Raw genomic sequence first — 16519 nt, 5'->3', positions numbered from 1 at the left:
TCGGCGCGACTATGCCGCCACGCGCTGACAAGGCAAGCGCGCATTCGCATTTCAGCCAGGAAAGTAGGGGCGCAGCAGTCGCTTAGCGGCCAACCGCCACATAGGTGAAGCCGTTCGCCTCGACATCCTTGCGGCTGTAGAGGTTGCGCAGATCGACCATAACGGGCGCTGCCATCAGCTCCTTGACCCTGGTCAGGTCGAGCGCGCGGAACGGCTTCCATTCGGTGATGATCACCAGCGCATCTGCGCCTTCCATGGCGGAATAAGCGTCCTCGCAATAGGTGATGTCATCGGCGCCAAGCCCGTCAATCTTCTGCGCTTGCTCCATGCCTTCCGGATCGTAGGCTCGTACGGTCGCACCCGCAGAAGTAAGCGCGCGGACGATGTCGATCGCGGGCGAATCGCGCATGTCATCGGTGTCTGCCTTGAACGTCAGGCCGAGCACGGCGACGGTCTTGCCCTTGGCATCGCCCGAAAGCGCGCCGATCACCTTGCCGCCCATCGCCGCCTTGCGATCATCGTTGGATTTGACGACCGCTTCAACGATCGCCTGCTGAGCGTCGAACTGCTCGGCCGTCTTCAGCAGCGCGAGCGTATCCTTGGGGAAGCACGAGCCGCCATAGCCGGGGCCCGGCATCAGGAAGCGTCCGCCAATGCGGCTGTCGGTGCCGATACCGTGCGCCACATCGCGCACATCCGCGCCAACTTTCTCACATAAGTCAGCCATTTCGTTGATGAAGCTGATCTTGGTCGCGAGGAAAGCGTTCGCGGCATACTTGGTCAGCTCAGCCGCGCGGCGGTTCATCACGATGAGCAAAGCGCCATTGCTGGTGAGCGGGCGGTAGATCGCTTCCATCACCTCTTTCGCATGGTCATCGTTCACGCCGACAACGATGCGATCCGGCTTGGCAAAATCGTCAATCGCCGCACCTTCGCGCAGGAATTCGGGGTTCGAGGCGACGGAGAACTTAAGGTCCGGCGCGGTCTTGGCGATGATGCTTTCCACTTCGTCGCCGGTTCCCACCGGCACCGTCGACTTATCGACCACCACCGCGCCATCGCGCAGCAGCGGAGCCATTTCTTCGGCTGCCGCGTAGACATAGGAAAGGTCTGCATGGCCATCGCCGCGGCGGGTCGGCGTGCCTACTGCGATGAAGACCGCGTCAGCCTCCGGCAGGACTTCGGCAATATCGAGCGTGAAGGACAAACGTCCGGCAGCAACATTATTAGCGACCAGCTCATCAAGACCCGGCTCGAAAATCGGAATTTCGCCGTTCAGCAGCGCGTCGATCTTGGACTGGTCCTTGTCGACACAGGTCACCGTGTGGCCGAAATCGGCGAAACAGGCGCCAGAAACCAGTCCGACATATCCAGTGCCAATCATTACGATACGCATGCGAAAATCCTTGTCTTTTCGAAAATTACCGGCCCGAGATGATCGGCCGTGTCAGTCGCGCGCTTCCCTATCCACGAGAGCGCGTGAAGGCAAGTCGAGGGCGCGGTGAAGTTTGAGTAGTTCAGCCCCGTCCGCGATAGGGAGCAACGCCCTGATCCGGCAGCCAAAGGCCTTCCGGCGGCGCGCCCGATTGCCAGAACACGTCGATCGGTATGCCGCCGCGCGGATACCAATAGCCGCCGATGCGTAGCCATTTGGGCTGCATTTCGGTAAACAGCCGCTTGCCGATGCCCACGGTGACATCTTCGTGGAAGCCATTGTGATTGCGGAACGATCCGAGAAACAGCTTCAGACTTTTCGATTCCACGATCGTCTCGCCCGGAGCATAATCGATGACGAGATGGGCGAAATCGGGCGCGCTGGTGACCGGGCAGAGCGAAGTGAATTCAGGCGCGGCAAAGCGCACGAGATAGAGCTCTCCGGCACGCGGATTGGGCACATAATCGAGTTTCGCCTCATCCGGACTGGCTGGAAGCGGGCTCTGCTGGCCAAGGAATTGCGGCTGACCGGACGGGCTGGCATCTGTTGTATCAGTCATACCCGCCCCAATGGCGCGAAGCTGGCCCGCGCACAAGCATGCTTTGCGCGCAAATATGGCTGACCGTTTCTCAACCTGCGCGCTCGCCCGACGTTTACTGTCGGCCCCCAAGCCTCTACTCCCCAACATATGCAATCGCTCGTATCCACCCAATGGCTTGCCGAAGAGCTTGGCGCAGCTGACCTGATCGTGCTCGATGCCTCGGCGCACCTGCCCTCAGCGCAGCGAGATGCGGGACACGAATTTGCAGAGGCGCATATTCCCGGCGCACGCTTCCTCGCGCTGAAATCGTTAACCAATCCGGACGATCCCGTGCCGTCGGCCCCGCCCACACGTGCGCAATTCGATGCGCGTATGTCGGCACTCGGTGTATCTCCGGACACACGCGTCGTCCTTTACGACAACAGCGCCCTTCGCAGCTCTGCGCGGGCGTGGTTTCTGCTCCGACTGTTCGGCCTTCAGAACATCGCGATCCTGGATGGCGGGCTGTCAAAATGGATTGCAGAAGATCGCGCAGTCGAAAGCGGCGAAAGTCATTGCAGAGCGACCGAGCATCGTAGCACAGGCGGCGAAGGTCTTATCCGCATGAAGGCAGAAATGCTCGCCAATATCGACACGCAGGTAGAGCAAGTCGTCGATGCGCGCGGAGCCGCTCGCTTCACCGGCGAAGAGGGTGACTTCCGGTCGGGCGTTGCGAGCGGTCATATTCCCGGTTCGCGGAACCTGCCCTTTGGCGCGGTGCTCAACTCGGATGGGACCTTCAAAAACGCGGCGGAAATTCGCGCGGCCTTTGCCGAAGCCGGGATCGATATCGACAAGCCGATCGCCACCACCTGCGGCAGCGGCATCACGGCATCTGTCTTGCTGTTCGCCCTGCATTTGATCGGCAAGGACGCCGCGCTTTATGACGGCAGCTGGAGCGATTGGGGCAGCGATCCCGATATGCCTGTGGAGACCGGACCAGCAGTATGAGCGACAAGAAGCACAAGCCTGCCACACGCCTTGTCGAGGCCGGTCGGCTGAAAGAATGGACCACCGCGCCCGGCAAGCCCGGCGGCGTGGTCAATCCCCCCGTCTGGCGCAGCAGCACACATCTTTACGAAGATGTGGCGGACCTCGCGAAGGGAAGGCCCAATGCGGACGGCCATTTCTATTACGGGCGTCGCGGCGGGCCGACGCAGTGGGCGCTGGCCGATGCGCTGACCGGCCTTGAAGAGGGTGCGGACGGCACCGAACTCTTCCCAAGCGGCGTTGCGGCGATTGCGGCCACGTTGCTCGCGCTGCTCAAGCCCGGTGACGAGCTTTTGCTGACCGACAACGCCTATGAACCCACCCGTGCGATCGCTTTCGGGATGCTCAGGCGCATGGGGATTGCCACACGCACTTTCGATCCGATGCAGCCCGAGACGCTGGCTGAAGCGATCTCCGACAAGTCGCAAGTCGTGATGCTGGAAAGTCCGGGCAGCCTGACAATGGAAGTCTGCGATGTCCCCGCCCTCACAGCCATTGCCCGCGAGCACGGCGTGCTGAGCGTTATCGACAATACCTGGGCATCGCCATTGGGCTTCAGCGCGCTGGCCCATGGCTGCGATGTGTCGATCATGAGCCTCACGAAGCATATCGGCGGACATTCGGATTTGATGATGGGAAGCGCCTCTGCCGCCGCGCCCATAATCGAGCGCATCCGCTTGCAAGCGCAGTATATGGGACAAGTCGTCTCGCCCGACGATGCTGCATTGGCGTTGCGCGGCTTGCGCACCATGGGTTTACGCCTGGAAAAGACGACCTCAAGTGCACTTGAGATTTCCAAGTGGCTGGAATCACGCGATGAAGTCTCGGCAGTGCTATGCCCCATGCTCCCCGGCGCACCCGGTCACGACCTGTGGAAGCGCGATTTCACCGGCGGCTGCGGCCTCTTCAGTTTCATTTTTGCAGTTGCCGACAAGGCGGCGCGCGGCCGTTTCATCGACGCTCTCGAACTCTTCGGAATTGGCTTCAGCTGGGGCGGCTATGAAAGCCTTATCATCCCGGCCGACCCGGCTCGCATCCGGGACCATCATGCTTGGCCGCAGGGAGTCGATCATGGCAGCGGGCTTGGCGTTCGCCTCGCCATCGGTTTAGAAGACCCATCGGATCTGATCCGTGACCTGGAAAACGGATTTGCCGCCATGGAGACCAAATGAGCGCGATTACCACGCCTACCCCCACTGCGACTGCCACGGCGGACGAATCTGCACCCGAAGCCGTGCCTTTGCTCAATCCGGAAACGGGTGAGCCGCTGATCGATCCGGAGACCGGCGAGCAGATGATGGGCGTGCCATCGCAAGAAGCAGTGCCGGTACTCGACCCGGAAACGGGCGAACCCATCATCGATCCGGAAACCGGCGAACCGCTGATGGCGCTGCCCGATCAATCCGTCGATGCGCCAGAGCCCGAAGCGACCGATGCCGTTTCCACCGCTGCCGATCTGGGCGATGCAGTCAGCGAGCGCAGCGAAACGGTTGGCGGAATGATCGATTCCATGCAGGGCATGGCGCTCGAAGTCGGCTCCATGCGCGTTTCGCTGTGGGATGTTTTCGTGGTTGTCCTCGTGATCGCCGTGGTGATCACGATTGCATGGATGATAACCAAAGGCATGCGCGGCATATTAAAGCGCGTCACCAGGCTCGACGAATCCCAGAGTGTTCTTGTGGAGAAAATCGCCACCATCATCATCTGGGTGGCCGCATTTCTCGTCGGGATCGACCTGCTGGGAATCGACCTCACCGCGCTGGCGGTGTTCTCCGGTGCTTTCGGTCTCGCCATCGGTTTCGGCCTTCAGAAGACCTTCGGTAACCTCATCTCCGGCATCATCTTGCTGATGGACAAGTCCATCAAGCCGGGGGACGTGATCTCCGTCACCGACAATGCCGGGACGGAAAGCTTTGGCCAGATCCGCAAGATCGGCATCCGCGCCATTTCCGTGGTGACGCGTGACCAGACCGAATACCTCATTCCGAACGAAAACCTGATGATCAATCAGGTGGTCAACTGGTCCTACAGCTCACGCGATGTGCGCGTGAAAGCGCCGGTCGGCGTGTCTTATGGCAGCGATATCGAGCTGGTGACCGAGCTGCTTTACAAGGCCGTCGACGATGTGCCGCGCGTACTCAAATCACCCAAGCCGCGGGTCAATCTGATGGGGTTCGGCGATAGTTCGGTCGACTTCGATGTGCGCTTCTGGATCCAGGATCCGGAGGAAGGCATGGCCAATATCCGCTCGGATGTTTACCGGCGGATCTGGCAGCTGTTCAAGGAGAACGACATCGAAATCCCGTTCCCGCAGCGAGATTTGAACCTGCGTACCAACGACCAGTTCCAGCAGCTGGTGGAAGCCATTTCGCAGCGGATCGAGAAATAGGGCGAGCGAACTGTCCGAAAGCGGCGGGTAAAGTTCACCTAAACCCGCCCCAATCCATTCTCGCTGGTGCAGCATGGGCGATGCGCGCATCTGGGCTGCATGCAAAACGGCACAATCTTCCTTGTCGGCGCTGGCCCCGGCGATCCTGACCTTCTGACCTTGCGCGCCGCGCGGCTGATCGAAAGCGCTTCGCTGATCGTTCACGACGGGCTTGTCGATCCCGCGATACTCGCCATGGCACCGCCCGATGCGCGCCTGGTCTCCGTTGCCAAGCAGCGATCGAAGCACACTCTCCCGCAGGAGGAGATCAACGCCCTGCTGGTCCGCGAGGCGAAGGCCGGGCGCGATGTCGTGCGGCTGAAAGGCGGCGATCCCTTCGTCTTCGGGCGCGGCGGCGAGGAAATGGAAGATGCGCATGCTGCCGGTGTGCGGGTGGAAGTCGTCCCCGGCATTTCAGCAGCCAATGGCGCTGCGGCCGCATCCGGCATCCCGCTCACACACCGTGACAGCGCGAGTATCGTGAGTTTCGTAGCTGGCCAGTGCAAGGGGCTTTCCGATCAGGATTGGTCGGGCCTTGCGGGTGTTGGCCGCACACTGGTGATTTATATGGGCGTCAAAACCGCACCGCTGATTGCCGAGAAGCTGATGGCCGATGGCCTTGCGCCCGATATGCCCGTGGCCATCGTCGAGAATGCCTGCCGTGCGGAAATGCGCGTGTTGCGCGGCCCCCTCGCGGCCTTGCCCGATCTGGTTGAAGCCGAAGCGGTGCAGAGCCCCGCGCTCATCATCATCGGTGAAGTGACCGCGCGACCCAATGCCGCCATCGCTGCAACCGTGCAGGAGTTTGCCGCATGAAAATCCTTACCGGAAACGACCTGAAAACTGGCGCTGTCGTGTGGTGGGATGGCCAGGGATGGTCACTCCACATTGCCGATGCAGCGGATGCAGGCGACGAGGCAGAGGCGATCATGGCGCGTGAGGAATCCGCCCGCCGCGTGAACGCACCCTACGCCATTGCCGCCGAGCAAACCGAAGACGGCCCTCGCCCCGCACACATAAAGGACCGCGTTCGCGCACTCGGCCCGACCGTGCGGCAAGACCTCGGATACAAAGCCGCCGAGCAGCGCGGCTGGGATTGGGTGATCTGATGTACCAGTATGACAAATACGACGAGGCGATGGTGGACACCCGTGTCGAGGAATTCCGCGACCAGTGCCGCCGGCGTCTCGAAGGCAAGCTGACCGAGGACCAGTTCAAGCCGCTCCGGCTAATGAACGGGCTCTACCTCCAGCTTCACGCCTATATGCTGCGCGTCGCCATTCCCTATGGCACGCTCAACGGCCGCCAGATGCATGCGCTGGCAGACATCGCCGACAAATACGACAAGGGCTACGGCCACTTCACCACTCGGCAGAACATCCAGTACAACTGGATCAAGCTGGAAGATGCAGGCGACATTCTGGCGGACCTCGCGAAGGTCGAAATGCACGCGATCCAGACGAGCGGGAATTGCATTCGCAATATCTCGTCAGACCATTTTGCTGGCGCTGCCGCTGATGAAGTCGTCGATCCAAGGCCTTATGCCGAATTGCTGAGACAATGGTCGAGCTTCCATCCGGAGTTTTCGTACCTGCCGCGCAAGTTCAAGATCGCCGTAATCGCTTCCGAGAAAGACCGCGCGGCCATGCGGCTTCACGACATCGGCATCAATATCGTTCGCAATGATGCGGGTGAGCTCGGCGCTGCATTCTATGTCGGTGGCGGCATGGGCCGCACCCCGATGATCGCCCCGCTGATCCGCGACTTCGTGCCGCTGGACCAGATGGTGACCTATGCCGAGGCCTGCCTTCGCGTCTACAATCGCCACGGGCGGCGCGACAACAAGTACAAGGCGCGTATCAAGATCCTCGTCCATGAAATGGGCGCGGAGGAATACGCCCGGCAGGTAGAAGAAGAATTCGCCCACTTGCAGGATCAGGGCGTCGAACCACCGCTTGCAGAACTGGACCGGATCAAGGGCTACTTCGAATTACCCACCCAACTTCGTCATCCCCGCGCAGGCGGGGATCCAGCTACATTTGCAGCGCGGATCGAAGAAAAGCTGGATTCCCGCCTGCGCGGGAATGACGAGTTCGCAAAATGGGTACGGCGTAATCTCAATCCCCACCATCAATCTGATTACTGCTCAGCCGTCATCAGCCTGAAGCCCGTCGGTGGCATTCCCGGCGATGCAACCGCAGAGCAGATGCATCTGATGGCCGAGCTCGCCAAGGAGTACTCTTTCGACGAATGCCGCGTCATGCACACTCAGAATATCGTGCTTCCGCATGTCGAAATCGCGCGATTGCATGAGCTGTGGGAGAAGCTGGAAGCTGCGGGAATCGGCACGCCCAATCTGGACCAGATCGACGATATCATCGCCTGCCCCGGGCTCGATTATTGCTCGCTCGCCAATGCCCGCTCGATCCCGATCGCACAGAAGATTTCGGAGCGCTTTGCAGCGTCCGGCAAGGGCGATGCTCTAGGCGAATTGAAGCTCAAGATTTCGGGCTGCATCAATGCCTGCGGGCACCACCATGCAGGCCACATCGGCATCCTCGGTGTCGACCGCAAAGGCGTCGAGAATTACCAGCTGCTGCTCGGCGGCAGCGAGGCGGAAGATGTCTCCCTCGCCAAGATCACCGGTCCCGGTTTCGACGAAGCTGGCATTGTCGACGCGGTGGAGAAGGTGGCGGACACCTACCTCGCCCAGCGGCAGGAGGGCGAACGCTTCCTCGACACCTATCGCCGGGTCGGCATGGATACATTCAAGGAGGCGCTTTATGCCTGATACGGACCTCGGAACCGGTCTTGATGCCGTGCAATTCCGCTTCCGCGACGATGAGGCGAGCGATGGCGCGCAGGTGACTGTCGATGCTTTCCTCGAGCAATCCGATGCGAGTGCCGTGCGGATCGAGCCGGGCGACGACGCGCGTGAATTGCTCCCGCATCTGGCGCGTATCCGGCTGATCGAAGTCAATTTCCCGACTTTCGCCGATGGCCGTGGTTATTCGGCAGCCCGGCTGCTGCGCGAGCACGGCTACACCGGAGAGCTGCGCGCGGTAGGTGATGTGCTGGTGGACCAGCTCGCCTACATGCGCCGGTGCGGCTTCGATGCCTTTGCCCCGGACAAAGCGCTGGATGAGGAGGACGCGCACACGGCCTTCTCGCGCTGGGAGCATGTCTACCAGCCGACCGTCGACGATGCGGTGCCGATCTGGAAGCTGCGGCATGGCTGAACCTGCCCGCAAACTGGATGTGATCGACACGGCGCCTGCGTTTACGCAGGCCGATGCCGATGCGCTGAATGCGCGTTTCGATGGCGTGGAAACGCTGGAGATGCTGCGCACGCTGTTTGCGGAAAACATCCTTGGCAATGTTGCGGTCGTATCGAGTTTCGGGACCGAAAGCGCCGTCCTGCTCGACCTTGTCGCGCGCGCCGACCCGAACATTCCGGTCATCTTCGTCGATACGCTGAAGATGTTTCCCGAAACGCTCGCCTATCGCGAAGATCTGATCGCGCGTTTCGGCTTCAGCAACAGCCAGGTGGTCACGCCCAAGGTTGAAGTACTGGCGCAGAAGGATGAAAGCGGATTGCGCTGGTCTTACGATCCCGATGGCTGCTGCGAGATTCGCAAGGTGGAGCCGATGGCCCGCGCCAAGGCCGGGCTCGACAGCTGGATTTCGGGCCGCAAGGCTTTTCAGTCGCACACCCGCCAGAACATCGCCCGCTTCGAAGTCGAGGACGGGCGCCTGAAGCTCAACCCGCTGGGCGATTGGGTAAAGGACGATCTCGAAGCCTATTTCGCAGAGCGTGACCTCCCCCGTCACCCGCTGGAAGCGAAAGGCTTCCTCTCGGTCGGCTGCGCGCCCTGCACGTCCCCTGTAAAACCCGGCGAGGACGCCCGCGCCGGTCGCTGGCGCGGCTGGGACAAGACGGAATGCGGCATCCATTCGTCCGATGACGGCGAAAGCGATGTGAGCGCCCTGCCCCCGGGCTATGAGCCGTTCCTCTAGGTCCTATTCGGGCAGTAGCAGGCCGTAAGCGACGAGTGTTCCGATAATATCGTCGAGCTCTTCGGCATCGGAAACGCTGAAATCGCTCTTGGCGAATTGACCCGCAGCTATCTTGTCGCGCAATTGTGGTGCCAGTTCGGCTGAGAGGGGCATCGAAGAGCCGGAGAGCACGATCTGCGTTTCTTCACCTTCACCGCTTTGAGAAGGAGCGCTTTCAAAACTGTAGAGGATATGCTCGCGAACACGAAGGCGATCATCTGCGCCAATCCCCTGGCTGAGCGCAGTCAGCGCCCCGCGCAGGCGTGGCCCCTGGGCTTTTACGAAATTACCGGAGAACGCCGCCAGCGTCGCATCGAAGCTCGCTTTCTCGGCGATTTCATTCATGAGGCTTGAGAACATCGCGGCGTGATCGGCACGTTCGCTGCCATCGTCGAAGAACAATTTGCGCGGCAGCGAATGGCGCATTTCGGGAATGCGCAAAGTCGCCTCGCCCACCGCTTCGAGCATGAATTCCGCCCATGTCTGGTGGAGGATGCCGACGGTGATGTGCAGGCTGGGCTCGTCGCCATGATTGGGCGCACGATGGGCCGTGCCGCGCGGCACGTAGAGGCATTCGCCCGGCTGCAGGATGAAGGTCTCCTTCAGCTCGCCCGGATCATCGCGATCCTTGCGGAAGCTTTCCCCGCGGAAGGGCAGACCATCGCGGTCACCATAGATTTCCCACTGCTTGGCCCCGGCGATCTGGATAACGAAGACGTCGTGATCGTCATAATGGATGCCAAAGCCATGCGCCTCGGGCGGAGTGAGGTAGACATTCGTCTGCATCCGCGCGCCGAATTCACGTTCCAGCGCAAGGCAGAAGCTGTACAATTTGCCATCGGCGAGATGAAGCTGCGGCAGGATGATCGTCGCGCCATCGCGGTAGCTATCGAGCACTGCGCCGCGATCAATCACGCCGTTTTCAAACGTATATTCCGCAGGATCGAGGCCTTCCCCGGACTTCGCCATACTGAGCGAGCTGGGCGGCAATTCGCTATCCGAAATCACTTCATCGATACGATCCATGCTCAGCAGGTCGGCTGCTTCGGGATGGATCACCGGATTGTGAAAATATTTGCGCTCGTAATACTCGGCGAAGAATTCGTCCGCGGTAAGCGGCGCGATAAGCATTTCGACTGCCTGTTTGGCAGCGGAATGGTTGGGCTGACCCTGCATCAGTAATCTATGCCTTTTCAATCGTGAAAAAGGGCGGGAGAAGGCCATGCCCGCTCCCGCCCTTTATTTTTCCCGGAACGCTTGCCTGGCGATTATGCGCAGGAGCCGCGACCACGACCGCGACCAGCGCGATCGCTATCGTCCGAATCGGTCAGACCGCTACGACCCTGACCGGCGCGATCGTTGGGATCGCTGTCCGAATGGCCATTGCTGGTACCGCGACCGCGGCCACCGCAATCGGAGTTCGAACCGGAGTCGGAGTCGGTCGTACCGCTGCCGCTGCTCCGACCGCCACCGCGGCCATAGTTTGCGCGATCGTTCGGATCGCTGTCTGTTCGACCGGTCCGGCCGTGGCCAGCACGATCACTCGGGTCGCTGTCTGAATAACCGGTGCGGCCTTGGCCGGCACGGTCATTCGGGTCACTGTCGGTACGTCCCGTCTGCTGAGCGACGGCCGGACCGGCAACGATTGTCGCTGCTGCGGCACCCGTGATCAGGCCCACAAACGAACGACGTGAAACGGGCTTTGCCCTTTTTGCCATAGAATCCCCCTCGGCTTGTCCCCTTCGGTATCCCCACCGAAGGCTGATGCGCATCAAACTACCCATCCATGCGCATAAGACAACACCCCATATGGTGTATTGATCTTTGCTGTCAGAGCCAGCCAGCTTTGCGGTACCAGTCTGCGGTCTGCGTCAATCCCTCGCCGGAAGCGATTTCCGGACGCCAGACCGCGGCTGGGACCGCTTGGGCGGGATCGGACACCCAATCAGGGTGCGCCATGTAACTCGCCCGGTCCGGTGTGAGCTTGGCCTTGGCCCCGCGCAGCAAACGATCGGCCTTGGCGGCGCCGAACAGCAGGGCTCGCGGGACATGCGGCGCCCAGACCGATTTGCCCATCGCAGCACCAATGGTTTTGGCGAGCTCCTTGTGGCTCCACCCATTCTCGCGGCCATCATCGGGTTCGAAAATACGGCCGACATTCTTGGTGCTGTCCTCGGCGATTGCGACCAAAAGCCGCGCCAAATCAGCGACATGAATGATCGAAGTGCGCCCTTTCGGCGGCATGGGTACGAAGCGCATTTTCGCCGCTTTGAAGAGCTCGAAAATCTCGGTATCGCGCGGCCCGTAGACGGCGGGCGGGCGCACTAACGTCCAGTCGAGGCCGCTCACCTGCACAACTTCTTCCGCCATGCGTTTGGAATGGCCGTACATGGAGAGGCCCGGCTCCCTTGCGGCGAGGGAAGAGACGTGGACGATCCGCTTTACGCCTCCTTCGCGTGCCGCATCGCAGACATTGCGCGTGCCATCGACATTGCCGCTTTTGAAACCCGCCTCATCAGGCGCGTTCACGACACCGGCAATATGCAGCACAGCATTTGCGCCGCGCATCAGTTCCGCCAGGGCCGCTGTGTCTGACAAATCCCCACGGATCCATGTGATATTTTCGCTCTCGGCCTGCTCTCTGCGGGTCAGAGCGCGAACGGTAATTCCTCGCTGCGCTGCTTCCTCAAGAACCGCCTGACCGACAAAGCCAGTGCCGCCGGTGACGGCAAGGATCACATTAGCACCAGGTGGTCGCGGTGCATGACGGCAGAGCGCGGTGCATGGCCCAGAATGGCCTCCTGATCGTCTTTCTGCATGCCCATGATAGCTTCCACATCATCGGCATCATATTCGACCAAGCCCTTCGCAATCATGTTTCCGGCAACGTCGAACACCGGGATGATGTCGCCGCGCTCGAAGTCTCCATCGGAGCCGATCACGCCGGCCGCCAACACGCTTTTGCCATTGCGAACCGCACGGACGCAGCCATCGTCAACTTTGATCGAACCGGCAAAGCGCATGCGCCCACCGATCCACGCGCGGCGTCCGCTTTCATCGCGCTGCGGCAGGAACAGCGTTGCCGCCTGAGAGGCCATGGCCCGGGCGAGCGGATTTTCCTCAGTGCCGTTGACGATGGCGAGCGCAATGCCTGCTTTCTCGGCGATCTCGGCAGCCAGCAGTTTGGCGGTCATGCCGCCCGACCCGAGGCCCGAGCCGGATTCGGTATCGGCCATCGCGTGGATCTCGTCGGTGACACCGTGGACTTCGTCGAGGCGTTCGGCATCGGGCTCATCCGGATGCTTGTCATACAGTCCATCGACATCGGTGAGCAGGATGACACCATCGGCCTGACATGCCTGCGCCACCCGCGCAGCCAGCCGGTCATTATCGCCAAAGCGGATTTCGCCGGTCGCGATCGTGTCATTCTCATTCACCACTGGCACAACACCGCTCTTGAGCAGGCGGCGCAGCGTGGCAGAGATGTTGAGATAGCGGCGGCGGCTTTCGAAATCATCGAGTGTCAGCAGCATTTGTGCGGCGGTCAGATCTCGCTCGGCAAGCAGCTGCCGCCAGACGCTGGCCAGCTCGATCTGGCCGACCGAGGCGGATGCCTGTGCCTCCGCCAAGGTTCGCCGCCCGCCTTCGGAAAAATCGAGCTGCTTTGCGCCGATAGCAATCGAGCCGGAGCTGACCACGACCACGTCGATCCCCATCTCGCGCGCGGTCCAGATTTCGTTGACGATCGTGCGCAGCCACTCGACTTCAACCCTCCCGCTACCATCGACCAGCAGCGCGCTGCCGATCTTGATGACCATGCGCTTGCACGCTTCGGGATCACGAAAGTCGAGGAGAGTTTTGATGGGCATGGGTATTGGCCGTTTATATGTCTGCTAAAAGATAAACCGTTGCGGCGAAGATAGGAACGATCAGATCGGGGACCAGCTTTCGCCTTCGCCCTCCCCGCTGGAACCATCCTCCTCGCTGGAAAGCGAGCCAGGCTGTTCGGTCATCGTCCGGTCAGGTAGGTAACTCAAAACGGCATCGAGCAGTTCCTCGATACCCTCTCCCGTTGCGCCCGATACGGGAAATACCTCGTCTGCGCCCGCCGCTTTCAACTCGTCTGAAAAGCCTGCTGCCAGCTCGGCATCGGCAAGATCGATCTTGTTGAGTGCGACCAGCGTCGCTTTGCCTTCAAGGCCTGCGCCATAGGCTTCGAGTTCTGCATCGACGACGCGCATGGCTTCGACCGGATCGGTCTCGCCCAGTCCTGAAATATCGATCAGATGGATCAGCACCCGGCAGCGCTCGATATGGCCGAGGAAGCGATCACCGATGCCTGCGCCATCAGCTGCGCCTTCGATCAGGCCCGGAATATCCGCCAGCACGAACTCGCGCCCCTTGTGGCGAACAACGCCGAGCTTGGGAATAAGCGTGGTGAAGGCATAGGCACCAACCTTCGCCCGCGCATTGGATACGGCGTTGATGAAAGTGGACTTACCCGCATTGGGAAGCCCGACCAGCCCCACATCGGCCAGCAGTTTCAGCCGCAGCCACACCCACATTTCTTCACCCGGCTCACCCGGCTGGTGCTGGCGCGGTGCACGATTGGTGGAGGTCTTGTAGGACGCATTGCCGCGCCCGCCCATGCCGCCTTCAAGCAGGACGACGCGCTGTCCTTCCTTCGTGAAGTCGGCAATAATCTCTTCCTTGTCTTCGGAAAGGACCTGCGTGCCCACGGGCACTTCGATCACCAGATCGTCTGCGCCCGCACCATAGCGATCCTTACCCATGCCATGGCCGCCGCGCTTCGCCTTGAAATGCTGCGCATAGCGGAAGTCGATAAGGGTATTGAGGCCGGGCACCGCAACCAGGACGACATCGCCGCCTTTGCCGCCATTGCCGCCGTCAGGACCGCCGAATTCAATGTATTTTTCGCGCCGAAAGCTGACAGCCCCGGGGCCGCCCGCTCCGGACTTCAGGAAAATCTTTGCTTGATCAAGAAAGTGCATGGCGGCCCTTTAGATGAGTTTTGCCGCCCATGCACCTTTGAAGATTGTCTTTTAGTTCGCCTCGTCATCCTCGCTCGGCGCGGGCATGACGATGTTCTCATCAGGAATCGGCTGCACCACGGGGGTGCTGGCGGCACCTTCATCTACCGGAATGACGGGGATTGCCGCGCCGGTATCGGTATCCGGGACGACAACCGGGTCCGCCGGCGTGGTATTGAAATTCTGCACCCCGGCAGCGGCCTGCTGCGATGCGGTGCCATACAGCGCGACCCAGCCGGGCTGCGATGCGCCATATTGCGCGCCATAGCGGGCGTCCCACTCAGCCGAGGCGACCTCATACTGCTCGTATGCGGTGTAGAAGCGTTCGAACGCCACTTCGTATTGAGCGAGGCCGTTGATCGCGAAAAGCGCGAAATCACCTGGCCGGGTCGTCAGATAATCGGTCGCCAGTGACTGCGCGACATTGCAAAACTCGCGGCGCGCAGCGGGAAGCGTGAAGTAATTGTAGACTTCGGTCGATTCGGTTTCGCGCAGGCGGATGGCCGCCCTCCGATCGCCACCCGCTTGCTGCCGATATTGTGCTTCCAGCCGGTTGTTCACCCCGGACAGCAGCTGGGTTTCGTTCTGCAACATGGCCCCATAGCCATCCAGGATATTCTGGTAGCGCTCTGCCGTGCAATTGAGCGCCGCCACATTCCAGCCCGACCGGAAGTGCCAGATCGCTCTATCCTGTCCGAGATTGGAGTTGACCGTCGTGCGTACGCCCATCGCATCCTTGCGCGGAATATCCATGCGGTAGGCGGCAAGCGAAGGCGGAACCGGGCGATAGGGAATGGCCTCCACTACTGGCGGAGGAGGCGGGGGAGGAGGCGGTGGCGGCGGAGGGGGTGGCGGCGTTGCACAGGCGGCAAGCAGTGCAGCGGTGGCACAAATGATCGCGGCGCGCGCTGCGATACCCTTGCGCTCCGTCTTTCTGATGGTCAGCGGTGGTGTATTCATAATCGGCCTAAATTCCTCTGCCCGGGAATGACTATCCCCGATGGTCCATTACCCTGCGATGACTATCCCGCTGTCCGCACAAAAGAAATGCCCGGAATGCAGATTTGCACTCCGGGCACGTTCAAATGAATCAGATGTGCGACAAAGCGTGTCGCCAATATGATCGTTTCTCAGTCCTATTCGCGGGCTGCACCCATGAAGCGCAGCAGGAACAGGAACATGTTGATGAAATCGAGATACAGGTTCAGCGCACCCATGATCACCAGCTTGCCCAGCGGGTAAGCGGCAGCAACCGACGGGTTCGTCATCTTGGCCTGCTGGATCATCAGATATTCCTGCTTCAGACGCTGCGTGTCATACGCGGTCAGGCCAGCGAAGATCAGCACACCGATTGCCGAAATCGCGAGATCCAGGCCGGGCGACTGGAGGAACCAGTTTGCGACCATCGCAATCAGAAGGCCGATTACGCCCATGATAAGGAAGCTGCCCCAGCCCGAAATATCCTTCTTCGTGGTGTAGCCGAAGAGGCTGAGACCAGCGAAGGCACCAGCCGTCGCGAAGAATGTCGTCGCGATCGATGCGCCGGTATAGGTGAGAAATACGGTCGAAAGCGAGAGGCCCATCAGCACCGCAAAGCCCCAGAACATCGCTTGCAGCGTGCCGGTGGAGAAGCGATCGCGGCCAAAGCTCATCGCGAACACGATGGCGAGCGGCGAAAGCATGATCACCCAGGCGAGAATACCGCCATTGTAGAACACGCTAGCGGCCATCGACTCATCACCGCCACGGGCGAACAGCATCGCGACCACACCGGTCAGCAACACGCCCGATGCCATGTAATTGTAAATCGAGAGCATATGCTTGCGCAGGCCAGCATCAAACGTGGTGCCGGCGGCAACATCGCCCGTCTGGCCCGGAGCGGTTCCGAAACCCTGACGGGTCTGGTTGTCGTTCCAATTTGCCATGTTTTCCAAAACTCCTTTAGCCCGGCCACACCATAGCGAACCGGATCACAGGTA

The 16519-nt window shown here is 60.8% G+C and carries 17 protein-coding genes; 8 read left to right on the top strand and 9 right to left on the bottom strand.

Annotated elements, in window-relative coordinates; genetic code table 11:
- Positions 1-82: 82 nt before the first annotated feature.
- A complete protein-coding gene (locus tag O2N64_RS08475) occupies positions 83-1396 on the bottom strand; it encodes a UDP-glucose dehydrogenase family protein (protein WP_271077182.1) in 1314 nt (437 codons plus the stop codon).
- Positions 1397-1517: 121 nt separating this feature from the next.
- Positions 1518-1994, bottom strand: coding sequence for a preQ(1) synthase (gene queF / locus O2N64_RS08470; RefSeq protein WP_271077181.1), 477 nt, complete (start codon positions 1992-1994; stop codon positions 1518-1520).
- Between the two features lie 129 nt (positions 1995-2123).
- Here queF and O2N64_RS08465 point away from each other — a divergent pair, with 129 nt between their 5' ends.
- From O2N64_RS08465 to O2N64_RS08430, 8 genes are all read left to right on the top strand, one after another.
- Positions 2124-2966: a sulfurtransferase gene (locus O2N64_RS08465; protein WP_271077180.1), complete on the top strand. Its 843-nt coding sequence runs from the start codon at positions 2124-2126 to the stop codon at positions 2964-2966.
- Positions 2963-4177, top strand: a complete 1215-nt coding sequence (gene metC / locus O2N64_RS08460; RefSeq protein WP_271077179.1) for a cystathionine beta-lyase — start codon at positions 2963-2965, stop codon at positions 4175-4177. Before O2N64_RS08465 ends, metC begins: the two co-directional genes overlap by 4 nt.
- Complete coding sequence (locus O2N64_RS08455; protein ID WP_271077178.1) at positions 4174-5394, top strand: mechanosensitive ion channel family protein; 1221 nt, start codon at positions 4174-4176, stop codon at positions 5392-5394. Before metC ends, O2N64_RS08455 begins: the two co-directional genes overlap by 4 nt.
- Positions 5395-5493: 99 nt before the next feature.
- The gene (gene cobA / locus O2N64_RS08450; RefSeq protein WP_271077177.1) at positions 5494-6249 is read left to right on the top strand and encodes a uroporphyrinogen-III C-methyltransferase; all 756 of its coding nucleotides are present in this window, start codon (positions 5494-5496) and stop codon (positions 6247-6249) included.
- A complete protein-coding gene (locus O2N64_RS08445; RefSeq protein WP_271077176.1) occupies positions 6246-6542 on the top strand; it encodes a DUF2849 domain-containing protein in 297 nt (98 codons plus the stop codon). The genes cobA and O2N64_RS08445 overlap by 4 nt, the downstream gene beginning before the upstream one ends.
- Positions 6542-8224 (top strand): nitrite/sulfite reductase, encoded by a 1683-nt coding sequence (locus tag O2N64_RS08440; protein WP_271079623.1) that lies wholly within the window; start codon positions 6542-6544, stop codon positions 8222-8224. Before O2N64_RS08445 ends, O2N64_RS08440 begins: the two co-directional genes overlap by 1 nt.
- Positions 8217-8672 carry a DUF934 domain-containing protein gene (locus O2N64_RS08435; RefSeq protein WP_271077175.1) on the top strand — a complete coding sequence of 152 codons (456 nt, stop codon included), beginning with the start codon at positions 8217-8219 and terminating at the stop codon, positions 8670-8672. The genes O2N64_RS08440 and O2N64_RS08435 overlap by 8 nt, the downstream gene beginning before the upstream one ends.
- Positions 8665-9450 (top strand): phosphoadenylyl-sulfate reductase, encoded by a 786-nt coding sequence (locus tag O2N64_RS08430; protein WP_271077174.1) that lies wholly within the window; start codon positions 8665-8667, stop codon positions 9448-9450. The genes O2N64_RS08435 and O2N64_RS08430 overlap by 8 nt, the downstream gene beginning before the upstream one ends.
- Positions 9451-9453: 3 nt before the next feature.
- On the opposite strand, the gene O2N64_RS08425 is transcribed toward O2N64_RS08430, so the two are convergent.
- The 7 genes from O2N64_RS08425 to O2N64_RS08395 all read right to left on the bottom strand — a co-directional run bounded on the left by O2N64_RS08425 (position 9454) and on the right by O2N64_RS08395 (position 16465).
- Positions 9454-10665: a cupin domain-containing protein gene (locus O2N64_RS08425; protein WP_271077173.1), complete on the bottom strand. Its 1212-nt coding sequence runs from the start codon at positions 10663-10665 to the stop codon at positions 9454-9456.
- Positions 10666-10757: 92 nt separating this feature from the next.
- The gene (locus O2N64_RS08420) at positions 10758-11207 is read right to left on the bottom strand and encodes a hypothetical protein (protein WP_271077172.1); all 450 of its coding nucleotides are present in this window, start codon (positions 11205-11207) and stop codon (positions 10758-10760) included.
- A gap of 112 nt (positions 11208-11319) precedes the next feature.
- Entirely contained in the window at positions 11320-12228 is a 909-nt protein-coding gene (locus O2N64_RS08415; protein ID WP_271077171.1) for an NAD-dependent epimerase/dehydratase family protein, read from the bottom strand.
- Positions 12225-13358, bottom strand: coding sequence for a glutamate 5-kinase (gene proB / locus O2N64_RS08410; RefSeq protein WP_271077170.1), 1134 nt, complete (start codon positions 13356-13358; stop codon positions 12225-12227). Before proB ends, O2N64_RS08415 begins: the two co-directional genes overlap by 4 nt.
- 60 nt (positions 13359-13418) lie before the next feature.
- Entirely contained in the window at positions 13419-14501 is a 1083-nt protein-coding gene (cgtA, locus tag O2N64_RS08405) for an Obg family GTPase CgtA (RefSeq protein WP_271077169.1), read from the bottom strand.
- Between the two features lie 51 nt (positions 14502-14552).
- Entirely contained in the window at positions 14553-15500 is a 948-nt protein-coding gene (locus O2N64_RS08400) for a hypothetical protein (protein WP_271077168.1), read from the bottom strand.
- A 176-nt stretch (positions 15501-15676) separates the two neighbouring features.
- Positions 15677-16465, bottom strand: a complete 789-nt coding sequence (locus tag O2N64_RS08395) for a Bax inhibitor-1/YccA family protein (protein ID WP_271077167.1) — start codon at positions 16463-16465, stop codon at positions 15677-15679.
- Positions 16466-16519: the final 54 nt, after the last annotated feature.

This window comes from Aurantiacibacter sp. MUD61, assembly GCF_027912455.1.
Classification (GTDB): domain Bacteria; phylum Pseudomonadota; class Alphaproteobacteria; order Sphingomonadales; family Sphingomonadaceae; genus Alteraurantiacibacter.
Note: the sequence above shows the minus strand (reverse complement) of the source record. Positions and strands in the feature narration are given on the sequence as shown.

What these genes read in the sequence shown, in the direction of transcription:
- O2N64_RS08475 (WP_271077182.1), bottom strand. Translation starts at nt 1,396, where the DNA reads ATGCGTATCGTAATGATTGGCACTGGATATGTCGGACTGGTTTCTGGC.
- queF (WP_271077181.1), bottom strand. Translation starts at nt 1,994, where the DNA reads ATGACTGATACAACAGATGCCAGCCCGTCCGGTCAGCCGCAATTCCTT.
- O2N64_RS08465 (WP_271077180.1), top strand. Translation starts at nt 2,124, where the DNA reads ATGCAATCGCTCGTATCCACCCAATGGCTTGCCGAAGAGCTTGGCGCA.
- metC (WP_271077179.1), top strand. Translation starts at nt 2,963, where the DNA reads ATGAGCGACAAGAAGCACAAGCCTGCCACACGCCTTGTCGAGGCCGGT.
- O2N64_RS08455 (WP_271077178.1), top strand. Translation starts at nt 4,174, where the DNA reads ATGAGCGCGATTACCACGCCTACCCCCACTGCGACTGCCACGGCGGAC.
- cobA (WP_271077177.1), top strand. Translation starts at nt 5,494, where the DNA reads ATGCAAAACGGCACAATCTTCCTTGTCGGCGCTGGCCCCGGCGATCCT.
- O2N64_RS08445 (WP_271077176.1), top strand. Translation starts at nt 6,246, where the DNA reads ATGAAAATCCTTACCGGAAACGACCTGAAAACTGGCGCTGTCGTGTGG.
- O2N64_RS08440 (WP_271079623.1), top strand. Translation starts at nt 6,542, where the DNA reads ATGTACCAGTATGACAAATACGACGAGGCGATGGTGGACACCCGTGTC.
- O2N64_RS08435 (WP_271077175.1), top strand. Translation starts at nt 8,217, where the DNA reads ATGCCTGATACGGACCTCGGAACCGGTCTTGATGCCGTGCAATTCCGC.
- O2N64_RS08430 (WP_271077174.1), top strand. Translation starts at nt 8,665, where the DNA reads ATGGCTGAACCTGCCCGCAAACTGGATGTGATCGACACGGCGCCTGCG.
- O2N64_RS08425 (WP_271077173.1), bottom strand. Translation starts at nt 10,665, where the DNA reads ATGCAGGGTCAGCCCAACCATTCCGCTGCCAAACAGGCAGTCGAAATG.
- O2N64_RS08420 (WP_271077172.1), bottom strand. Translation starts at nt 11,207, where the DNA reads ATGGCAAAAAGGGCAAAGCCCGTTTCACGTCGTTCGTTTGTGGGCCTG.
- proB (WP_271077170.1), bottom strand. Translation starts at nt 13,358, where the DNA reads ATGCCCATCAAAACTCTCCTCGACTTTCGTGATCCCGAAGCGTGCAAG.
- cgtA (WP_271077169.1), bottom strand. Translation starts at nt 14,501, where the DNA reads ATGCACTTTCTTGATCAAGCAAAGATTTTCCTGAAGTCCGGAGCGGGC.
- O2N64_RS08400 (WP_271077168.1), bottom strand. Translation starts at nt 15,500, where the DNA reads ATGAATACACCACCGCTGACCATCAGAAAGACGGAGCGCAAGGGTATC.
- O2N64_RS08395 (WP_271077167.1), bottom strand. Translation starts at nt 16,465, where the DNA reads ATGGCAAATTGGAACGACAACCAGACCCGTCAGGGTTTCGGAACCGCT.